The organism is Amycolatopsis lurida (assembly GCF_900105055.1).
Taxonomy (GTDB): Bacteria; Actinomycetota; Actinomycetes; order Mycobacteriales; family Pseudonocardiaceae; genus Amycolatopsis; species Amycolatopsis lurida.
Map to the genome: position 1 here is coordinate 3983424 of NZ_FNTA01000004.1, position 19704 is coordinate 4003127.

General features: G+C 68.6%; 15 protein-coding genes. 5 read left to right on the forward strand and 10 right to left on the reverse strand.

All coding sequences use genetic code 11. The annotated features are described in order from the left end of the window. Positions 1-166: 166 nt before the first annotated feature. Positions 167-2176 (forward strand): tetratricopeptide repeat protein, encoded by a 2010-nt coding sequence (locus BLW75_RS24005; protein WP_241783463.1) that lies wholly within the window; start codon positions 167-169, stop codon positions 2174-2176. A 212-nt stretch (positions 2177-2388) separates the two neighbouring features. Here the strand turns inward: BLW75_RS24005 and BLW75_RS24010 are convergent, their stop codons facing one another. Together BLW75_RS24010 and BLW75_RS24015 are read right to left on the reverse strand one after the other, a co-directional pair. Further along, complete coding sequence (locus BLW75_RS24010) at positions 2389-3327, reverse strand: aminoglycoside phosphotransferase family protein (RefSeq protein WP_395766714.1); 939 nt, start codon at positions 3325-3327, stop codon at positions 2389-2391. Then, complete coding sequence (locus BLW75_RS24015; protein WP_034309368.1) at positions 3287-4699, reverse strand: helix-turn-helix transcriptional regulator; 1413 nt, start codon at positions 4697-4699, stop codon at positions 3287-3289. Before BLW75_RS24015 ends, BLW75_RS24010 begins: the two co-directional genes overlap by 41 nt. Before the next feature lie 318 nt (positions 4700-5017). Between BLW75_RS24015 and BLW75_RS24020 the strand changes: the two genes are divergently transcribed. Together BLW75_RS24020 and BLW75_RS24025 are read left to right on the forward strand one after the other, a co-directional pair. Beyond that, positions 5018-5392, forward strand: coding sequence for a hypothetical protein (locus BLW75_RS24020; protein WP_034309365.1), 375 nt, complete (start codon positions 5018-5020; stop codon positions 5390-5392). Positions 5393-5405: 13 nt separating this feature from the next. Next, entirely contained in the window at positions 5406-5819 is a 414-nt protein-coding gene (locus BLW75_RS24025; RefSeq protein WP_034309363.1) for a hypothetical protein, read from the forward strand. Between the two features lie 311 nt (positions 5820-6130). Here BLW75_RS24025 and BLW75_RS24030 read toward each other — a convergent pair whose 3' ends face one another. Further along, positions 6131-7387: an MFS transporter gene (locus tag BLW75_RS24030; protein WP_034309361.1), complete on the reverse strand. Its 1257-nt coding sequence runs from the start codon at positions 7385-7387 to the stop codon at positions 6131-6133. Then, positions 7380-8702 (reverse strand): GH1 family beta-glucosidase, encoded by a 1323-nt coding sequence (locus BLW75_RS24035; protein ID WP_034309863.1) that lies wholly within the window; start codon positions 8700-8702, stop codon positions 7380-7382. The genes BLW75_RS24030 and BLW75_RS24035 overlap by 8 nt, the downstream gene beginning before the upstream one ends. Positions 8703-8828: 126 nt before the next feature. Here BLW75_RS24035 and BLW75_RS24040 point away from each other — a divergent pair, with 126 nt between their 5' ends. Beyond that, on the forward strand, positions 8829-9473 hold the full coding sequence (locus tag BLW75_RS24040) for a TetR/AcrR family transcriptional regulator (protein WP_016330531.1): 645 nt from the start codon (positions 8829-8831) through the stop codon (positions 9471-9473). Between the two features lie 482 nt (positions 9474-9955). Here BLW75_RS24040 and BLW75_RS24045 read toward each other — a convergent pair whose 3' ends face one another. Further along, entirely contained in the window at positions 9956-11140 is a 1185-nt protein-coding gene (locus tag BLW75_RS24045) for an amino acid deaminase/aldolase (protein WP_034309359.1), read from the reverse strand. A gap of 89 nt (positions 11141-11229) precedes the next feature. Between BLW75_RS24045 and BLW75_RS24050 the strand changes: the two genes are divergently transcribed. Next, the gene (locus tag BLW75_RS24050) at positions 11230-12534 is read left to right on the forward strand and encodes a D-arabinono-1,4-lactone oxidase (protein ID WP_034309357.1); all 1305 of its coding nucleotides are present in this window, start codon (positions 11230-11232) and stop codon (positions 12532-12534) included. Here the strand turns inward: BLW75_RS24050 and BLW75_RS24055 are convergent. The 5 genes from BLW75_RS24055 to BLW75_RS24075 form a co-directional block, all read right to left on the reverse strand. Further along, positions 12531-13478 (reverse strand): ribose-phosphate diphosphokinase, encoded by a 948-nt coding sequence (locus tag BLW75_RS24055; protein WP_034309354.1) that lies wholly within the window; start codon positions 13476-13478, stop codon positions 12531-12533. The genes BLW75_RS24050 and BLW75_RS24055 overlap by 4 nt on opposite strands. A 50-nt stretch (positions 13479-13528) precedes the next feature. After that, positions 13529-14179, reverse strand: coding sequence for an NAD(P)H-binding protein (locus BLW75_RS24060; protein ID WP_034309350.1), 651 nt, complete (start codon positions 14177-14179; stop codon positions 13529-13531). A gap of 19 nt (positions 14180-14198) precedes the next feature. After that, complete coding sequence (locus BLW75_RS24065; RefSeq protein WP_034309347.1) at positions 14199-14849, reverse strand: hypothetical protein; 651 nt, start codon at positions 14847-14849, stop codon at positions 14199-14201. Between the two features lie 316 nt (positions 14850-15165). Continuing rightward, the gene (locus BLW75_RS24070) at positions 15166-17436 is read right to left on the reverse strand and encodes a serine/threonine-protein kinase (RefSeq protein WP_091598241.1); all 2271 of its coding nucleotides are present in this window, start codon (positions 17434-17436) and stop codon (positions 15166-15168) included. Then, entirely contained in the window at positions 17427-19640 is a 2214-nt protein-coding gene (locus BLW75_RS24075; protein ID WP_034324283.1) for a serine/threonine-protein kinase, read from the reverse strand. The genes BLW75_RS24070 and BLW75_RS24075 overlap by 10 nt, the downstream gene beginning before the upstream one ends. Between the last annotated feature and the right edge of the window lie 64 nt (positions 19641-19704).

Consider the following 19704-nt stretch of genomic DNA (forward strand, 5'->3'; position numbering starts at 1 on the left):
GCTCCATCCGGCCGCATTTGACCGATTTCGCTGTCCTCATCGGACCTGCGCCGGGATGCTCTACGCGTTCGCTGGGGTTAACCCGAAGAGGGGATGGTAGATGGGCGGCCCGTTGCCGGGTGAAAGTGAAGTCAGCACGCCACAGGTACCGCGCCAGCGATCGGCGGTGAAACTCACCAGGCAGGTCAGTTCGGGGCCGCGTCAGCTCCCACCCGCGCCCGCGCATTTCACCAACCGCACGGCCGAGCTCGCGCTGCTCGACAAGCTCCTGTCCCAGGACGACACCGACAGGCCGTCGGTGCACCTGATCAGCGGTCAGGGCGGGATCGGGAAGACGGCGCTGGCCACCGCGTGGGCCCGGCACCTCGGCGACCGGTTCCCGGCCGGGCACCTCTGGGCGGATCTCGGCGGCTTCAGCGCCAACGGCCCGCTCACCGCGAGCGAAGCGCTCGGCCGGTTCCTCCGGGCCTTGGGTGTTCCGCCGGAAGGGCTGCCCGCGGACGTCGAAGAGCTCACCGCCCTCTACCGCACGACGACCACCGAACAACCGTTGCTCGTGCTGCTCGACAACGCCGGTTCGACCGAACAGGTGCTGCCGCTGTTGCCCATCGGCGGCGGAAGCCTCGTGATCGTGACGTCGAGGCGCCGCCTCGGCAGGCTCCAGACCGAACATGGCGCGCGGCTGGTCGAGCTGGCGCCCTTCGGTTCCGCGCACAGCGCCGAACTGCTGGGCCGCGCGGTCGGCGAGGAACGGGTCAGTGCCGAAGCCGCCCAGGCGCGGGCCATCGCCGACCTGTGCGGCGGCCTGCCGATCGCCCTCACCACGGTCAGCGCCAAGCTCGCGGGGCGGCCGAAGATGTCGCTGGAGAAGATCGCCACCGAGCTGGGGAAGGAATATCGTCGACTGGCCACGCTCTCGACGAAAGAGGCGCAATCGGTGGAAGCCAGCTTCAACCTCTCCTACGACGAACTCCCCTCGGACGCGGCCGCGCTGTACGCGGCGCTCGGCCTGCATCCAGGGCCCGACTTCGGCGTCGGCGTGGCCGCCGCGTCGATCGCCGTCCGCGAAGAGGTCGCCGAAGACCTGCTGGACCAGCTCGTCGACGTCGGCCTGCTGATCGACCGCGGCGACGACCGGTACACCTTCCACGACCTCGCGCGGCTGCACGCCAAGGAGAAGACGGCGGGCAACGAGTACGACCGCGACATCGCGGTGCGCCGCATGCTCGAGTGGTACCTGTTCACGGCCTCCAAGACCACCGCGATGACGGTCCCCGACCAGGACCCGATCCCGTACCGGTACGAATACCGGCCGCCGACCCCGGTCTCGTTCGAGTCCGCCGAAGAAGAACTCGCCTGGCTCGAACGGGAACGCGAGAACCTCATCGCCGCCGTCGAGACCGCCGAAACGTGGCAGCTGCCGGAACTCGGTTGGCAGCTCGCCGCCGCGATGTGGCCGCTCTTCCTGCTGCGCAAGCACTATCCGGACTTCCTGAAGGTGAGCCAGGCCGGTGTGCGGTGCGCGCGGGCGTGGGGCAACGCCTCCGCCGAGGCCCTGATGCACAACCGCAGTGGGGCCGCCTGCCGCGGCACCGGCCGGTACGACGAAGCCGTCGCGCATTACGAGGCGGGCCGCGAAGCCGCGCGGAAGGCCGGGAACGAGGTCGTCGAGATCCGGTCGGTGGAAGGGCTCGGCCTGGTCGCGCTGGCGCAGGGCAGGCTCGAAGACGCGGTGAACTGGTTCACCGAGGACCACCGGCTGAGCGAGCGCCAGAACCGGACGCACGACCTCGGGCTCGCGCTGATCAACCTCGGCTCGACCCAGCTCCGGGCCGGGCGGCCGGAAGCCGCGATCGAGCACCTCACCCGCGCTCGCGAAGTGCTGGCCGCCGATCCCTACAACGTGGCCCGCGCCCGGACCGAACTCGGCCGTGCCCTCACCGCGACCGGGGATCTCGCGGCCGCGCGGACCGAACTCGAAGCGTCGCTCGCCACCATGGAGGCGAGCGGGTCGCGGTTCGAGGTCGCCAGGGCGCTGTCCGCCTTCGGCGAGGTCGCCGAGGCGGAGGGAAATCCCGAGGAGGCCAGGCGGTTCTACGACCGGGCGTTGCCCATCCTCGTCGGCCTCGGCCGTCCGGAGGCTGACGCTCTGCGCACGCGACTGGAGCGACTCTGATCCGAGGGCACCGATCGGTACCCGACGACCGGGTGAACTCGCCGCACCGAATGACTCAGCGTAGCTGCAAGTTGCACATTCGGGGGAGCATTGGGCCGGGAGAAGTGATTAGCCCGGGCGAATTCGTCACCGATTGATCGGCGAATTCGGACAAGCGACGAACGGTCATTCGCCGTCGGCGAATGCACGTGCAGATGCCTTTCCCGGGTGCGTCACCGATACCGGTTCCAGCGTGCCCCCGTGCGTCCGTGCCGGAGATCGTTCAACCGTTTCCGCAGTTCATCCCGCACGCTGGGATGGCTGCGGAGAATCGGGAGAACACTCGTCGTGAGCTTCAGTTCACGGATGGCGCGCAGTACCGAGAACCCGGACCAAGTGGTCACGTCGAATCCGTATCGCAGCGCGAACACCCGATAGCGGGCGGGTGGATCACCGAACCGTTCACGGCCGACGGCGAGCGGCGTCAGATCCCATTCCGGCGGCCCGACACAGGACGAATCGAAATCGCACAGCACCGGCCCGTCCGGTCCCGGGATCACATTCCCGGTGTGCGCGTCCCCGTGGACGAGGCCACGGGGCAAGGGGAAGTCGAGGTTCGCGAGCGCGGCTTCGACCTCGGCACAGCGTTCCAGCAGGAACCGCCGATCGCCGTCGTCCAGCTCCTCCGCGTCCGAAACCCGGGCGCGGATCGCGGCGAACGGCGCCCATTCGGCGAGCCCCTCCGGCGGTTCGAGCGCGTGGACCCGGCGCAGCAACGCGGCGAGATCGGCCGCCTTGGCCTTCCGGCCGGTCCCCGGCACCTTCCACCAGACCGTCACGAGATGTTCGCCGACCGGCAACGGCTGGTCGAAGCCGGGAACGAGGCGGATGGCGGGCACGTCGTGCCGTTCGAAATGCCGCGCGACCCGCACGACCGTGCCGACGCGGTGCCGCAGCTGGGTCGATCCGACGATCCGGACGACGAACGGCGCGCTCGCCAGCTCGTAGACGGCGTTGTTGGTGAACCTCAGCAGGCGGGCGCCTTCGGGGTCCACACCCAGCAGATCGCACGTCCGCCCGAGGGCGTCGCGCAGGATGGCGGGCGTGAACCGGCCGCCCGGACCGATCGGCTCAGGCTGCGTAGAAGGAGTTGAGGCGGTCGGCGAGGTCACGGGCGTCCGCGTTGTTCCGGCGGCGTTCCGCCTCGACCTGTAAGGGCCGCATCCGGTCCTTCACCCGCTCCGACTTGATGCCCTCGGCGCAGTCGATGGCCTTCGAACCCACCTTGGCGCCATGATCGAGGTCGCCTTCGAGCAGGTGATTCGTGGCCAGCGCGCTGAGCATGAACGTCTTGCTGCGGGCCATGTCGTCGGTGTAGGACTCGACGGCCTTGGTGAGCGCCGGGATGGCGTACTTGGTGTGCTCGGCGTTCTTCTCGGCGAGCACGGTGTGGACCGTGCCGATCATGGCGTAGACGTCGGTCTCGGTGAAGAACTTGACCCAGGACTCGGCCTCGGCCAGATCGGCGCGGGCGAACTCGTCCTTGCTCCGGCCGAGCAGCTTCGTGGCCTGCTCCTCGTTGCCCATCATCGCGTAGGCCCAGGCCTCGTTGGCGCAGAGCACGGCGACCGCCAGCTCCGAGCCCGATTCCTGGGCGGCGATCTGGCCGAGCTGGAACAGTTTCAACGCGTCGTTGGGGGCGTCGTTGTGCAGGTAGACCCGGCCCATCCGGTACAGCACGTTGGCCACCAGCGGATGACTGTCGCCCTGTTTGGCCAGGTCCAGCGCGTTCGCGAAGTGACCGCGGGCGGAATCCATGAGGCCGGTGTCGAAGGAGGTCCAGCCGGCCAGGCTGTGCAGGTCGGCGAGCGCGACGTACAGCCTGCTCTTGACCATCTCGGTGCCGTTGGACTCGAGCATCTGCTGTCCCCAGGACAGCTGGGCGACCACGGCGTCGCGGCAGAAACCGCCGCCGTACTGGTAGTCGAGGGATCGGAGCGCTCTGGTCGCGGCTTCCACCTGGCGGACGTCGGTCATGCCGATCCGCCCGGGGGCGGGCGTCTTCGCGGGTCCCGCCGACCACGTACCCGATTCCGGACCGAACACCGCCGCGCCCATCGTGACCTGGGCGGCGTGCGCGAGGAACCTCCGTCGCTTCACGGACTCGTCCTCCTCCGCCTGCTGGCCGTCGGCAGCGCCGACGACCTTTATCGCTGTCGCCTCGTCATAGGCGAGACCCATGTATCCCCGGGGGACACCAAGGCCGTCAGCGATGCGGGTGAGCACGTCGTACGCCATCACCTGGCGACCCTTGAGGATCTCGGACACCTCGGACTGCGACTGGCCGGTCATCGCGGCGATCTGACGCTGCGAAACACCGTGCTTGCGCAACAGCCGGTACACCGACGAGATCTCCCGTGTGGCCAGTGCGGCTCGCATCTCCGGCTGCTCCCAGGCATCCGGCGGCACGGGGTGACTCTGGCGACCCGAACCGCTTGCAGCGTCCGAGCCGGCGACAGCGCCGCCACCGATACTGGCGTCCATTGCGCCCCCTCACAGTTCCGTTGGGGTCGAGAAACAGCGTAGGCACACCTATTCAACCGTGCGAAACACCGGATCGCCCGTCGTGATCGGCCCGGCAGAAGTCGTTTGACCGCTTACCGTGAAACCTCGTCCGGTCACCGCTATGACGGCGGTTCGACCTTCTATCGCACTCGGTTTCACATCACTGTAGTTGTCAGATCTCCGTGACCGACCGGCCACCGGCAGCGATCACAGAGAGCTACCAAGTCTCCGAACCCCCTAAAGGTGCGGACACGCGGAAACGAAGACGACGTGGAACGAGAGAGCGGAGAAGAGCCAGTGGAGTTCGTGGACTCGATCGCAACAGGCTCCATCACCGCGGGACGGCCCGGTATGGCCACGCGCCACCTGCGTGCGGCCGGCCCCGCCGGTCAGCAGGCGGTCGCCGTCGCCCCCGGCGCCAACCGTCCGGTCTCCCCTTCCGCCCCGGTCGACCCTCGTACCGCGAGTGTGCGCCGTTACGAAGGCGGACAGCTGGTCTGGCGGGTGCAGTGCGGCGATCTCATCAGCCGTGAACGCGCCGTCACCGTGTTCGTCGAAGACAACCAGGTGGTTCTCGTCTCGCCGCCGGGAGAGACCGCGCGCCTGACGTCCGGCCAGCTCGGCCAGCTCAGGGCAGCGCTCAACGAAGCCGCCAAGATGGCGGAAAGGTAACGGTGAGTTCTCCGTGGATCAGGTCCTAGGGCAAGTTCTCCGCAACGCGGTTTGGGAACGCCTCGACATGCTCTCCGATCTCGCGACCCGGGCCGACGCGCAGTCGCTCGTCTCGGTCGCCCGCTCGGAGCTCCCCCGCCTGACCGAAGGCTGGCGCGCGATGCTCCAGGCTCACGAGCCCGACGAGCGCGGGGATTGCCCCACGTGCTCGACCCGGTGGCACAGGTGCAAGGCCCCCTGCTCGGTATGGCAGGTCGCGCACGAGCACCTGGTCGCCGGTGGCCTCGCCCCCCAGCAGACCGCCGCCACCCAGGACCACCGGCGCGAAAGCCGCCGTCGCGTCCCCGGGCAGAGCAGGGTGAGCGCGGCCGAAACCACCGGCAGGCACGCGCTGGTCAACCCGCGTCGTCCCGCCATCACAGCTTGAAAGACCGGCGAGTGAACGGCGGTCCGAGCGCCCCCTCGGCAACCACGCCACGATCTCGCCTTCGCCGGCGGCGGTTCGCGCGTACCCCCGAACGTCACGAGCCGCTCTCGGTAATCACTCCGGTCCCCACCGCGATTAATCGAAAATTATCGGCAGAACACCTAGCGGAGCCACTAATCGGTCGCTAGGTTGATGATCACAAACGCAGCGCGATACCTGCCCTGGAGCGCGCTGCCATCCCCCGAACCCCGCGGGCCGGTGCCGTTGCACTCCCCTCCCCCGACCGGCACCGGTCCGCGGTCTCCAAAGGCTCAGCCGACGCCCTTCACCCGCGTGACCAGTACCGCGGCGATGACGGTGGACAGCGCCGAAGCCGCGAAGAGGCTCGGATATCCGCCCAGGTAGGCCAAAATCGGCGCGGTCAGCATCGGCGCCACCACCTGCGGCAGCGAGTTCGCGATGTTGATGACCCCGAGATCCTTCGCCCGGTCCTGCGCGGCGGGCAGCACCTGGGTGAGCATCGCCAGCGCGACGGCCATGTACGCGCCGAAACCGATACCCAGCAACGGTGACGCCGCGAGCGCGGCCGTCCAGTTCTGCCAGACGACGAGCAGCGACGCCGCGATCGCCATCACCGCGGCCGCCGCGAGGACGTACGGCTTGCGGCGTCCCGATTTGTCGGAGAAATGCCCGGCGACGAGCGCGCCGACGACGAGCGCGGCGCCGTACAGCCCCATCATGATCAGCAGGCCGGTGTCCGGATCTTCGTGGTGCACCGCGTCCTTCAGGAAGAACAGCAGATAGAGCGTCCCGAAGGCGTTGCCGAGCCCGATCATGAAGTGACAGCCCCACGCCCAGGCGAAGTCCGGATGTCTGCGCGGGGAGATCCACAGGTTCGCGAGCACGTCACGGGTCCGGGCGGACGGCCGGTACGCGACCGGCAGCCGCGCGTCCGGCGTGCGCAGGACGAACGCCGCCGCGCCCGCCAGCACGATGGCCGCGCACGCCGCGTATCCCAGCGGGAGACCGGCGAGGTCGAGCAGCACCACGACCACCACCGCACCGAGCACGGTCCCGAGCATCTGGGCGATGCCGACGAGCCCGCCGACCTGCGCGCGCTGCGGCACGGGCACCCGGTCCGCGATGGCCGAAACCAGCATCGCGAGCATCCCGTTCAGCCCCGCCTGGACCAGGCACCAGCCGAGCACCATGATCGCGACGTTCGGCGCGAACGCGAGGACGAGCAGCCCGGCCGCGGCGACCGCCGCCCCGGCCGCCGTCCACGGATGACGGCGGCCGCGGGCCGAACAGGTACGGTCCGACAGCAGGCCGACGGCCGGGTTGGCGATCAGCGCGACGACCGCGCCGATCCCGGTGACCAGGCTGAACACCGCCTCCTTGTTGGCGGCGTCCAGCAGCTCGGCCTGTTTCGGCAGGAGGACCTGGATGGGTGCGTAGACCCCGAGCCAAAGCGCGATGTTCGCGAAGAACAGCAGGCTCATCCAGCCCGGGCGGACCCTGGCGACCGGTTCGGCGAGCGCCTCGGGCAGCTCCCGGACCTCACTCATGGCGGATCAGGTCCCGGTACCAGCCGAAGGAATCCTTCGGCGTGCGCTTCAGCGTCTCGTAGTCGATGTGCACCAGGCCGAAACGCGGCTGGTAGCCCTTCGACCATTCGAAGTTGTCCATCAGCGACCAGACGAAATACCCGCGGATGTCGACGCCGGCGTCCATCGCCTCGCGCACCGCGACGAGGTGGCTGTCGAGGAAGTCGATGCGCTCCTGGTCGTGGACGTGCCCGTCTTCGGCGACGACGTCGTCGAAACTGCACCCGTTTTCGGTGATGTAGACGGGCGGGAGGTGCTCGCGGTAGCGCTCGTGGAAACCGACGAGCAGATCGCGCAGCCCGTGCGGGACGATCGGGGAATCGTTGGTGGTCATGGGATATCCCTCGATCGCGCGAAGCTCGAAGGGCAGCGGGTTGCCTTCGCCGGGCGCGGCGACGCCCTGCGGCTCGTAGTAGTTCACCCCGTAGAAGTCGATCGGCTGCGCGATGGTGGGCAGATCGTCGGCGAAGCCCTCGGGCAGATGCTCGACGACTTGTTCGGGATATCGGCCGAGGAGCACCGGATCCGCGTAGGTGCGATTGATGAGGGCGTCGATCCATTCGCCCGCGGCCTTGTCCTCCGGCGAATCGGAGGCGGGCCAGATCGGCGAATGGTTGTTGGCCGTGCCGACGCTGCGGGCACCGGCGGCTCGGAGGGCCTGGACGGCGAGACCGTGCGCGAGATTCTGGTAGTGCGCGGTGGGCAAGGCGTCGAGCAGGAGCGTCTTGCCGGGCGCGTATTCGCCGATCGCGTAGCCGAAGATCGACATGACCATGGGCTCGTTGAGCGGGATCCACATTTTCACCCGATCGGAGAACCGTTCGCCCACGATGGCGGCGTACTCGCCGAAGCGTTCGGCGGTATCACGGGAGAGCCAGCCACCCTTGTCTTCGAGCGCCTGCGGGAGGTCCCAGTGGAAGAGCGTCCCGGTGGGGGCGATGCCGGCGGCGCAGACTTCGTCGAGCAATTTGTCATAGAAGGCAAGGCCTTCGGCGTTGGGCTTGCCGCTGCCGCCGGGCTGGATCCTGGGCCAGGCGAAGGACATCCGGTAGGCGCCGACGCCGAGTTCGGCCATCAGCGCGATGTCCTCGGAGTAGCGGTGGAAGTGATCGGCGGCTACTTTGGCGTGCTCAGCCCGCGCGATCTTTCCCTCCGTTTCGGTGAAAGTGTCCCAAATGGACTGTCCTCGGCCGCCTTCCCCGGTCGCCCCCTCGATCTGGAAGGCGGAGGTCGAAACACCCCACAGGAATTCGGACGGGAAGGTCGGATTCTCCACCGGCGGCACACCTTTCCTCTTCAGACTCGGCCGAACATGAAAAGTTCTCAGATACTATGCCTTCACTCGACCGGGGGGAACCCTGTCGGCACGATAAAGTCGCAGATCAGCGAAGGAGGAGCCCGAGTGTCCGACATCCAGGCCGCGAAACCGCAAGCGGAGACCACTCCGCTCCGGCGGCAGCCCGTCCAGCAGCGCAGCGCCAAGCGGGTGGAGCAGATGCTCGACGCCAGCGCCCAGCTGATCGACGAACTCGGTTACGACGCATTGACGACCACGCTGATCGCGAAGCGCGCCGGCGTGGCCGTCGGTTCGCTGTACCAGTTCTTCCCCGACAAGCGGGCCGTGGTGCAGGCGCTGACGCAACGGAACCTCGAACGGTTCGTCGCTTCGGTGTCGGAAACACTGAACGAGCTCGCGCCCGAACACTGGTGGGACGTCGTGGACTCGATCCTCGACATCTACCTCGCGATGCACCGCGAGGTACCCGGCTTTTCGAAGGTCCACTTCGGTGACGTCGTGGACCGGCAGCTCCTGGACGAGACCCGCGACAACAACGCCGTCATCGTCGACGCGCTCACCGACGTGCTTTCAGCGCGAATCCAGTCACCGCCCGACGACATCCGGTTCGCGCTGACGATCGCGAACGAGACTGCGGACGCCCTGCTGAAGCTGGCCTTCCGCCGGGACCCGCGAGGGGACGAGCGGATCGTGGCGGAGGCGAAGTCGGTGGTGAAGGGGTACTTGGCGAGCAAGTTCGGCGAGGCCTGAGGGTCTTTCGGCGGGCTCGCCGGGCTCTTGCCGGGGCTCACTGGCGCTCGCTGGCGCTCGCTGGCGTTCGCCTAAGTGCTGAAGGACGCTTTCCCCGCGTCCGATGCGGCGAAGGACGCCTTCAGCCCACGTCAGTCCACTGTGGACTCACGAAGGTCTGCCTGGACGCCACGAAGGCCCCCTTTGAGACGCTCGACGTCCGCAAGGGGGCCTTCGCGTCACCGGTGGATCCCCCTTTGCTCCATTCGTGTCCACCGATGCCCGGATCCCCAGCCCCACCAGTCACACAACCCCCAGGAACCCCGTCGACACAGCCTCTGACCTGGCCTTATTCAGTTATCCACACAAGCTGTCCACACCCACCCACAGTTGTGGACAACCTCGCCCCTCACTCCTCGGAACCGCCATCCCCGACACCCCCTCCCGATACGCTGGTGCGGGGCGCGCCCCCCAGGGATGGGTGGGGGGTGGGGTCGCGCGGGTCAGCCGAAATTTTGGGATTCGCCTCGGTAGGTGGGGACGGTCCGGTCGACGCGGTCGCCGACGACGACGTGGTAGTGCGTGAAGCGTTCGGCGAGTTCGCCCGCCTTCGCGTGGCGCAGCCAGACGCGGTCGCCGAGCCGCAGGTGCCGGGCGGCTTCGCCGGAAACGGGGGTCTGGACTTCGCCGGCGCCCTCGAACCCGAGCAGCGAGAGGCCTTCGGGCAGGTAGGGCGTCGGGAGTCGCGAAGACTCGGCGGGGCCCGAAGCGATGTAGCCGCCGGAGAACAGTGTCGCGACCTTCGGTGCCGGGCGGCGGACGACGGGCAGCGCGAACATCGCGGCCGGGCGCGGCGAGAAGTGCGCGTAGCCGTCGAAGAGCGTCGGCCCGATCAGGCCCGAGCCCGCCGCGATTTCGGTGACGGCCGCTTCGGCGCCGGTCGATTCGACGCTGCCGCTGCCACCGCCGTTGACGAACTCCAGGTCTGCCAAGGCCCGCACCGCGCGGACCGCGGCCGCGCGGCGTTTCGCGATTTCCACAATGGACTTCCGCTGCATCCAGCCGACGACCGAGTTCTTGACGCCGCCACCGGCCGCATCGCCGAGCCCGGCGATCTGACCTTCGTACGCCATCATCCCGACGAGCCGGAAACCCTTGCGGGACAAGATGGTCCGTGCCAGGTCCGCGGCCTGTCGCGGGCTGAACACCGGCGAGCGCCGGGTGCCGACGTGCACCCCTGGCAGCGGCCGCCACGAAGCGTCGAGCTCCAGGCAGACGCGGATTTCGGGATGCCCCTGCCCCAGCGCGGCGTCGACCAGGTCGAGATGTTCGGGCGAGTCGACCATGATCGAGATCGCCGCCCGCGCCCGGTCGTTCGCCGCCAGCCGGCGCAGCGCGCCGTGATCGGCGGTCGGGTACGCCACCACGATGTCCTCGGACGTCCCCTGCTCGACATGCCAGACGGCTTCGGCGAGCGAGTAGCACATGAGGCCTTCGAAACCGGGCCGCGCGAGGACCCGTTCGAGCAGATAGCGGCAGCGCACGGATTTGCTGACCACGCGGATCGGTTTGCCGTTCGCCCGCCGTAGCAGGTCGGCGCCGTTCGCATCGAACGCATCCAAGTCGACAACCGCGAACGGAGGATCCAGGTCCTTCGTCGCCAAGTCGTACACCGTCGCACTGGTCACCCGAACTAAGGTACGACAGAAGGGCTTGAAACGCGAATACTATTCACTTACTGTTTCGGCACTCACAGCCTCTCGGAATAGGTGGGCGCATGACACGGTGGAGCAACTGGGCAGGCACCGCGACGGCCTCGCCGCTGCGCGTGCATCGGCCGCGGGACACGGCCGCGATCGCCGAAGCGATCGGCCGGTCCGCCGCGGACGGAAGGCGCCTGCGCCCGCTGGGCAGCGGCCACTCCTTCACGGCGATCGCCGCGGCGGATTCCGACGCCATGGACCTGACCGGCTGGACCGGGATCGCGTCGGCCGACGTCGCGAAAGGCCTGGTCACGGTCCGCTCGGGCACCACGCTCAAGCAGCTCAACGCCGAACTCGACGCGCTGGGCCTGGCGATGACCAACCTCGGCGACATCGACGCGCAGACCGTCGCGGGCGCGATCTCCACCGGCACCCACGGCACCGGCGCCCGGCTCGGCGGGCTCGCCACCCAGATCGCCGCACTCGAACTCGTGCTCGCCGACGGCACCGTGGTCACCTGTTCGGCGGACGAACGCCCCGATCTCTTCGCGGCGGCGAGGGTCGGGCTCGGCGCGCTCGGTGTCATCAGCACGGTCACCCTGCAGTGTGAACCTTCGTTCCTGCTCTCCGCCCAGGAGCGACCGGAACCACTCGAACAGGTCCTCGAAGGTTTCGACCAGTTCGCCGACGAGAACGACCACTTCGAGTTCTATTGGTTCCCCTACGGCAAGAACGCCCTGGTCAAACGCAACAACCGGCTTCCGGCAGGCAGCGAACGCCGTCCGCTGACCAAGCTGAAGGAATTCGTCGACTACGAGGTCACGGAGAACATCGCGTTCGGCGGGCTGTGCCGTCTCGGCCGCGCGGTGCCGAAGCTTGTCCAGCCGCTCGGCCGGTTCGCCTCGAACATCCTCTCCGCCCGCGAGTACAGCGACACGTCGCATCGCGTTTTCGTCACTCATCGCGGTGTGCGGTTCGTCGAGTCGGAGTTCGCGATCCCCCGCGAAGCACTGCACGACGTCTTCTCCGAACTCCGCGCGTTCGTCCCGAAGCTGGAGAACCCGGTCGCGTTCCCGGTCGAGGTGCGGGTCGCCGCCGCGGACGACATCTGGCTTTCGACCGCGAACGGCCGCGACTCCGCCTACATCGCGATCCACCAGTTCGTCGGCATGCCCTACCGCGAGTACTTCGCCGGATTCGCGTCGATCGTCGGCGAGGTCGGCGGCCGCCCGCATTGGGGCAAGATGCACGACCTCGACGCCGCGACGCTGCGCTCGCGGTACCCGCGGTTCGACGACTTCCTGCGCGTCCGCAAGGAGGTGGACCCGGCCGGGGTCTTCACGAACACCTACCTCGACCGAGTCCTCGGCACCGCTTAAGCCGTTTCGAACAAGGCGCTGACCGACTCGCCGTTGTGGATCCGGCGCATCGCCTCCGCCAGCGCGGGCGCGATGGACAGGACCCGCAGCTTCGGGCTCTGCTCCTCCGGCGGGATCGGCACCGTGTTCGTGCAGACGACCTCCAGCACATCCGGCTGGCTGCCGATCCGCTCGAGCGCGCCGCTGGAAAAGAGGCCGTGCGTGCAGGCGACGCGGATCGACCGCGGTTTCAGCTCGCGCAGCTTGGTCAACAGCTCGATCACCGTGCTGCCCTTGGCGATCTCATCGTCGAGGACGATCACGTCGCGGCCGGTGATCTCACCGATCACCGAGCTGATCTCGACCCTGTCGTCGGCGAAGCGCTGCTTCGCGCCGGCGGCGACCTGAACGCCGAGCAGCCGGGCGAAATGCGCGGCCTCCTTGGCGTTGCCGAGGTCCGGCGAAACGACGGTGGTCGCGGAGAGGTCGTACTGGCGGAAGTGCTTCGCCAGCTCCTGCAACGCGTGCAGGTGATCGACCGGCACGCTGAAGAAGCCGTGCACCTGCGGCGAATGCAGTGTCATCGCGAGCACCCGGTCGGCGCCGGCGGTCGCCATCAGGTCGGCGACCAGACGGCCGCCGATCGAGATCCGCGGCGCGTCCTTCTTGTCCGAGCGGGCGTACGAGTAGTGCGGCATGACGACGGTGATCCGCTTGGCCGACGCGCCCCGTGCGGCGTCCAGCATCAGCAGCAGCTCGACGAGATGCTCCTGCACCGGCCGAACCAGTGGCTGGATCAGGAAGACGTCGCGCTCGCGGCAGTTCGCTTCGAGCTGGACTTCGAGACAGTCGTTGGCGAACCGCTGCACCTTCACGGGGTGCAGGGGAACGCCGAGATGGGCACAGATCTCTTCGGCCAGCTCGGGATGTGCGCTGCCACTGAAGACCGCGATGTCCTCGCGCAAGGACCTACTCCGTTCAGTCAAAAGACGGATTACGTCCACACACTACGATTTCACAGAGCGGAAAAGGCCTGAGAGATAGCAGTATCACCCGAGATCGCTTCGAGGACACGGCCCGCCGTCGACGGGGTGTCGAGCAGCGCGACGAGGATCGCGGCGACGTCCTGCCGGGGAATGGGCCCGCGTCCGGTGGCTTCGACGATCAGGATCTTGCCGGTGCCCTCGTCGTCGGTGAGCTGTCCCGGCCGGAGGATCGTCCAGTCGAGATCGCGGGCGCGCAGATCGTCTTCGGCCGCTTTCTTGGCCTTGAGATAGATCCGGAAATCGTCCGGGACGTCCGCGGTCTCCCATTTGTCCGCCCCCATGGAGCCGACCTGGATGTGCCGCCGGACGCCCGCCCGCTCGGAGGCCGCCGCGAACAGTGCCGCGGCCGCTCTGTCCACAGTGTCCTTGCGGGCGGTGCCGCTGCCCGGCCCGGCGCCCGCCGCGAAGACGGCGGCGTCGGCACCGTCGAGCACCTTGGCGACGGCGTCCACATCGGACTTTTCCAGATCGAGGACGACCGCTTCGGCACCGGCAGCCTGGAGATCGGCGACGTGATCGGGGTTGCGCACGATCCCGACCGCCTGATCACCGCGTGCGGAGAGGAGTTTCTCCAGTTTCAGCGCGATCTGTCCGTGTCCACCCGCAATGACTACTCGCATGGACCCGACCGTAGCGCGTTCAGTCCACTTGGGCAGGGAGCTCAGTGTCGCGCAGCAGCTGGTCGTAGACGATCTCGTTGACCAGGCGCGAGACCGGGTCCTCGTCGAGGATCATGCGCTCGCCATGGCCTTCGAGGTCGAGGTCGGTGACCGCGTTGGGGTCGGCGGTGACGATGCCGAGCCCGTAGGCGCGGGCACGCGGCAGGCAGTTGCCGACGTAGTCTTCCGTCAGTACGGCAGGCGATGGGAGAACCATCGCGGCCTCGCCGTAACGTGCGAACGGAACCGCGGAGGCCATCGCGGTGCGCCAGTGCCGGGCGACCGCGAGGACGCCGATGATCTCGGCGGCCGGCGCGGGTGCGGTCGCGGCCAGCTCTGGCCATGTCCAGGTGTCGACGGTGGCGCGATCGACGACGGGACCCATGCCCATCGCGATGCGCTCGGCGTGCACGTCGGTACGGAGCCGGGCGACCACGCAGATCTTGCGGCCGAGCACGGTGGTCTCCGGCAAGACGATGCCGTTCCAGCCGAGCAGGGCCGCCGCCTTGCGCGAAAGCTCCCCGACGCTCGCGGGCAGTTCGATCGGCGGCACCACCCGGCTCGGCAGTGACCGGCTGCGCTTCGCGCCACCGGCGACCGTCGAGCTCTCCATGTTCGGTGTAGCCGCCACGTTCCGCCTCCTTCGAACCTGGTTTCCCTGGGCTCTTCATCCCGTGCCACCTCGGTGGAAGCGGCACATGAACTGTCTAACAGTGCCGGGAGGCGACGGCGCCGGACAACGGGAGTGGCTGCGATCGGCGGCGCCTTGTCATCGGTGACCGGTCGGTAGGCGGTCATCGGACTTCAGTCCGACGTGCCGCCAACCGAGTGAGGGAGAGGTAAATGGTGTTACCCGGCGTCTCCGAACGGTCACGGACGACAACGCGGGACGTTAGGCCATTCAGCCCAACGAATACTCATTCCACTGTGGACCTTCGCAGGTCAGGTCAGGAGATCGTCGCGGTGCGCAGGAGTTCTTCGACGCCGGGTGTCCGCCATTCGTCCATCACCACGATTTGCCTGTCCGCAACGAACCAGATCCGCTGGGTCACCTGTGTCTCGCCGCTTCCGCCCGTCTGTCCACGAGGAACACACTGGATCGTCCACTCCTCGTAGGTCGCCGAAGCCCCGCTGACCGGTGCGACGGTGGAAACCGTGCGGACGGCGTCACCCTCTTGGCGGAGGTCCTTCCGCCCGGCGGCGTTGCAGGCCCGGCCGCCCGCGCTGCGCCGGTAGAACTCACCGGGCCGGTACGGCGGCTGCTCGGCGGACTGCAGGCTGTTGTCCGTGAGGAGGACGTACTTGCAGTTGAAGTACTTCTTGGGATCCGGGCAGCCGGGGGCGACGAGTACTTTCTCCAGCCCCTGCGACACCACGGACCAGTCCTGCGGCAGATGCAGAGTGAGCGCGCCGGCCGAGACGTCGGTGAATCCTGGGGCGGGCGGAGCGGACGAAGTTCCCTTCAGCGGCTTTCCACCGGTCACGCCCTCGACGAGCTCCGGGTTCAGGAGACCGGCCAGCTTGTCGTACGGCAGCGTGTAGTCCTGGACTCCGCAGGCGGTGGCGAAGCCGAGCAAGTTGAGGTCGACGGTGACCTCGACGGCCGACGGGGTGAACGCGAGCCACACTTTCGGCTCTTCGGCGAGGTCGGCCGTCTTGAGGGGCTGGTACGGGAAGGTGCTGCTGAGGGCACCGCACTGCTGCTTGTCGGGCCAGAGCAGTTCGGCGAGGGTCCGCAGCCCGTCGTCGGTGAACTTTCCGGGGGCGAACAGCTCGGCGGGCGTGAGCGCCTTGCCCTCCTTCAGGTCGATGGTCACCGCGGCACGACCATTCCCCCAGGTCGAATGCGGTTTGTTCTCGAGGTCGTGCGTGTAGCGCACCGAGAGGTACCGCTCGTTCTGCGAGCGCACTTCGGCCTTCGTGAGGAGCTTGTACGGGCCGCGTTCCGGCTCCAGCTTGGCCGCGCCCGGGCCGGTCTTGCGGTTCCACTCGTCGATCGGCGCCGTCAGGGCGTCGTTGACGCGCTTCAGCCAGGCTTGATCGGTGGACCCGGTCACCTCGGGGTGGTCCCCGCTGTAGGGGAGGGTCGTGCCGGGCACGGTCCCGGACCGGGTCTTCATGGCGACCTTGAGCGCGACGGCCTGCTGCGTGGTCGGCGGTGACGGCGGCGGCGGTGTGCTCGCGTCGGAGAAGACGACCACCGAGCCGACCACGGCGGCCGTCGCCGCGACGACACCGATGGCGACCTTCAGGCCGGCCGCGATCCCGCCGGTCGACGCGGCCACCGCGCCCGTCCCGGCGGCGGCGACCCCGGGAGCGGCCGCCGTACCGGCGCTGAGCAGGACCAACGGCGTCGCCGCGGCGAGCACGCCCGCCGCCTTCGCGAGCCGTGACCAGCCCTTGCGTTCCCATTCGTCGCCGTAACCGGCGCGGGCGACGCGTTCCAGTTCACTGACGAACATGAGCGCGTCGACCGGTCGTTTCGAGGGATCCTTCGCCATCCCCAGCGCGACGATCTCGTGCACCGGCTGGGGAACTTCGCCGAACGGGATGGGCGCGTGTTCGTGCAGCGTGCGGAGCACTTCGGTGTCGTCGGCCTGATAGGGCCGGTGCCCGGCGACGCACTGGAAGAACACGCAGGTCGCGGCGTAGACGTCGGTCGCGGGCGTGGCCTGTCCGCCCGACCACTGCTCAGGCGCCATGTACGCGGGCGTGCCGACGGACGGGCCCCGTTCCCCCGCCAGGACGGCCGTGCCGAAGTCGACCAGCTTGCTCTCGCCGGTGTCGGCGACGAGGACGTTGGCCGGTTTGTAGTCCCGGTGGACGACAGCCGCGGAATGCGCCGCGGCCAGCCCGAGCAGCGAACCCTTCAGTACCGCGAGTGCGGCCTCGGGTTCGAGAGCGCCTTCGGCCTGGAGCACCGAGCGCAGGGAGACGCCGTTGATCGCCTCCATGACGATCGCCGCGCCCTGCGGCGTCTCGAAGAACTCGTGCAGTTTCACGACGTGCGGGCTCGACACCCGGTGCAGCGCCAGCGCTTCCTGCCGGAACGCGGCGAGATGCGCGGGGTCCGCCGCGAAGCGGGAGAAGAGGTACTTGATCGCGACGACGTGTCCGGTGTTGTCCTGGCGTGCGAGCACCACGCGGCCGAAGGTGCCCGTGCCCAGCTGCTCCAGCTCGGTGAAGCCGGGCAGTCTCCACTCGTCGGTCAGTTCCATCGGGCCTCTTCCAGAATCTTGTCGAGGCCTGGAGTGTTCCATTCGTCGACGATGACGAGCTGCGTTTTCGGCAGGAACCAGACCCGCTGGGTGACGCTACCGCCGCCAGAACACGTGAGCCGCCACTCTTCGTAGGCGGCCCGCTTCGTCCCGACCGGGCGAAGTTCCTTCAGCTGGAGGGTAGGCGCCCCCTGGGTCTCCCCGGGTGCGCCGATGGAGTGACACGGACGCGGACCGGTCGAGCGGTTGTAGGGCTTGCCCGGTTCATACGGCGGGGTGGCCGGGTCGGACCGCGAGTTGTCGCTGAAGACGACGCTCGCGCACTGGACGGGCTGCATCCCGCCCGCGCACTGGTCGGCCGTCACCAGGTTGCGCTCGATGGGGGCGCCGGAGAGCAGCGACCACTTTTCCGGGGTGGTGATGGTGAAGGCGCCGACGTCGACCTCTTTGGTGCGTTGCGCCTGTGGGCCGCCGAGCAGGTTCATGACCGCTGGGCTCATCAGGTGGAGGAGGTGGCGGTATTCGACGGTGACCTGCGTCGGATCGCAGACCCGGGGGTAGCCGAGCACGGATCCGTAGACGTAGAACGTCATCCCGTTCGCGGTCGGTGCCGCCTGCAGCACGGCGTCGCCGGTGACGGACCACGGATCCGACATCGCGCCGACCGGCAGATGCTCGGGTTCGCTCGGCGCGTCGGCGAGGCAGTCACCCGGCCTCGCGGCGTCGAAGAGCATGTCTTCGAGCATGCGCATCCGGTCGGCGGTGCCGTCGACGTTGTCGAAGAGGTGCGCGTTGGGGATCTGTTCGCCCTTCGTCAGATCGATGACGATCGGGCGGATGCTGAAGCCGCCGTGGTTGCCGAACTGGACGGAGTCGATCGAGCGTTTGTAGACGACCGTGAGCAGCTTGTCGTCCTGGCGCAGGATCTCGGCTTCGGTCTTCATGTGCGGGATGTCGCCGTCGGGTTCGCGCTGTGGCGGGTAGCCGTTGGGCCAGACGCCCGCGAGCCAGCCGTCGATCGGCGCCATCAGCGCCTTGTTGACCCGCTCTTCGGCGGCCTTGTCCGGCAAACCGCTGATCCGGACGTACTTGCCGTTGTAGTCGAAGCCGTCGAGTTTCTCGGTGCGGGTGAGGAGGTCGACCTTCATCGCGGCGACGGTCGTCGTCCGGGGCGGCGCTTCGTCACCGTCGGCGTTGACCACGACGACCGTGCCGACGGCGGCCGCGGTGACGGCCGCGATCGCGGCGGTCACCTTGAGCCCGATCGCGATCCCGCCGCCGGTGGCCGCCGCTCCGCCCGCGACGACCGGTGCCGCGGCCGTGCCGGCGCCGAGCAGGGCCAGCGGGGAGAGGGCGACCAGAGCACCGGCGCCTTTGGCGAGCCAGTGCCAGCCGTTGCGCTCCCAGTCCTCGCCGTACGCCTTCCTGGCGGACGCCTCCAGTTCGGTGACGAACTCGGCCGCGCCCGACGGCCGCTGGGCGGCGTCCTTCGCCATGCCGCGCGCGATGAGGTCGCGGACCGGTTCGGGGACCTCGCCGAACGGGATCGGGGCGTATTCGTGCAGCGTGCGCAGCACTTCGGTCTGTTCGGCCTCGTACGGCCGGTGCCCGGCGACGCACTGGAAGAACACGCAGGTCGCGGCGTAGACGTCGGTCGCGGGCGTGGCGATGCCACCCGCCCACTGCTCCGGCGCCATGTACGCGGGTGTGCCCGCGGCGACCCCGGCCTGCCCGGCGAGCACGGCGATGCCGAAGTCAACGAGCTTGCTCTGCCCCTCCCGGGTGACCAGGACGTTGGCCGGTTTGTAGTCGCGGTGGACGGTGCCCGCGGCGTGCGCGCCGGCGAGCCCGAGCAGCGAGCCCTTGAGGATGGCGAGCGCGGCTTCGGGTTCGAGCTTCTCCTGGCGGCCGAGGATCTCTTTCAGAGAGATTCCGTGAACGGCTTCCATGATGATCGCGGCCCCTTGCGGGGTCTCGACGAACTGGTGCAGACGGGCGATGTGCGGCCCCGAAACGCGGCTCAGGATCTGCGCCTCATGGCGGAACTCGGCCAGGCGCCGAGGGTCGGCGGCGAACCTCGCGTACAGGTATTTGATGGCCACGACCTGCGCGGATTCGTCGTGCCGGGCCAGCACGACCCGGCCGAATCCGCCTTCGCCCAGCGACCCCATCTCGGTGAAACCCGGCAAGGCCCAGTCGTCCACAGAATCCTCCGCGATTCCCGATCGTGTCCCCTTGGAGGTGAGCTGCGCCGCAGCGGTTCCCCGG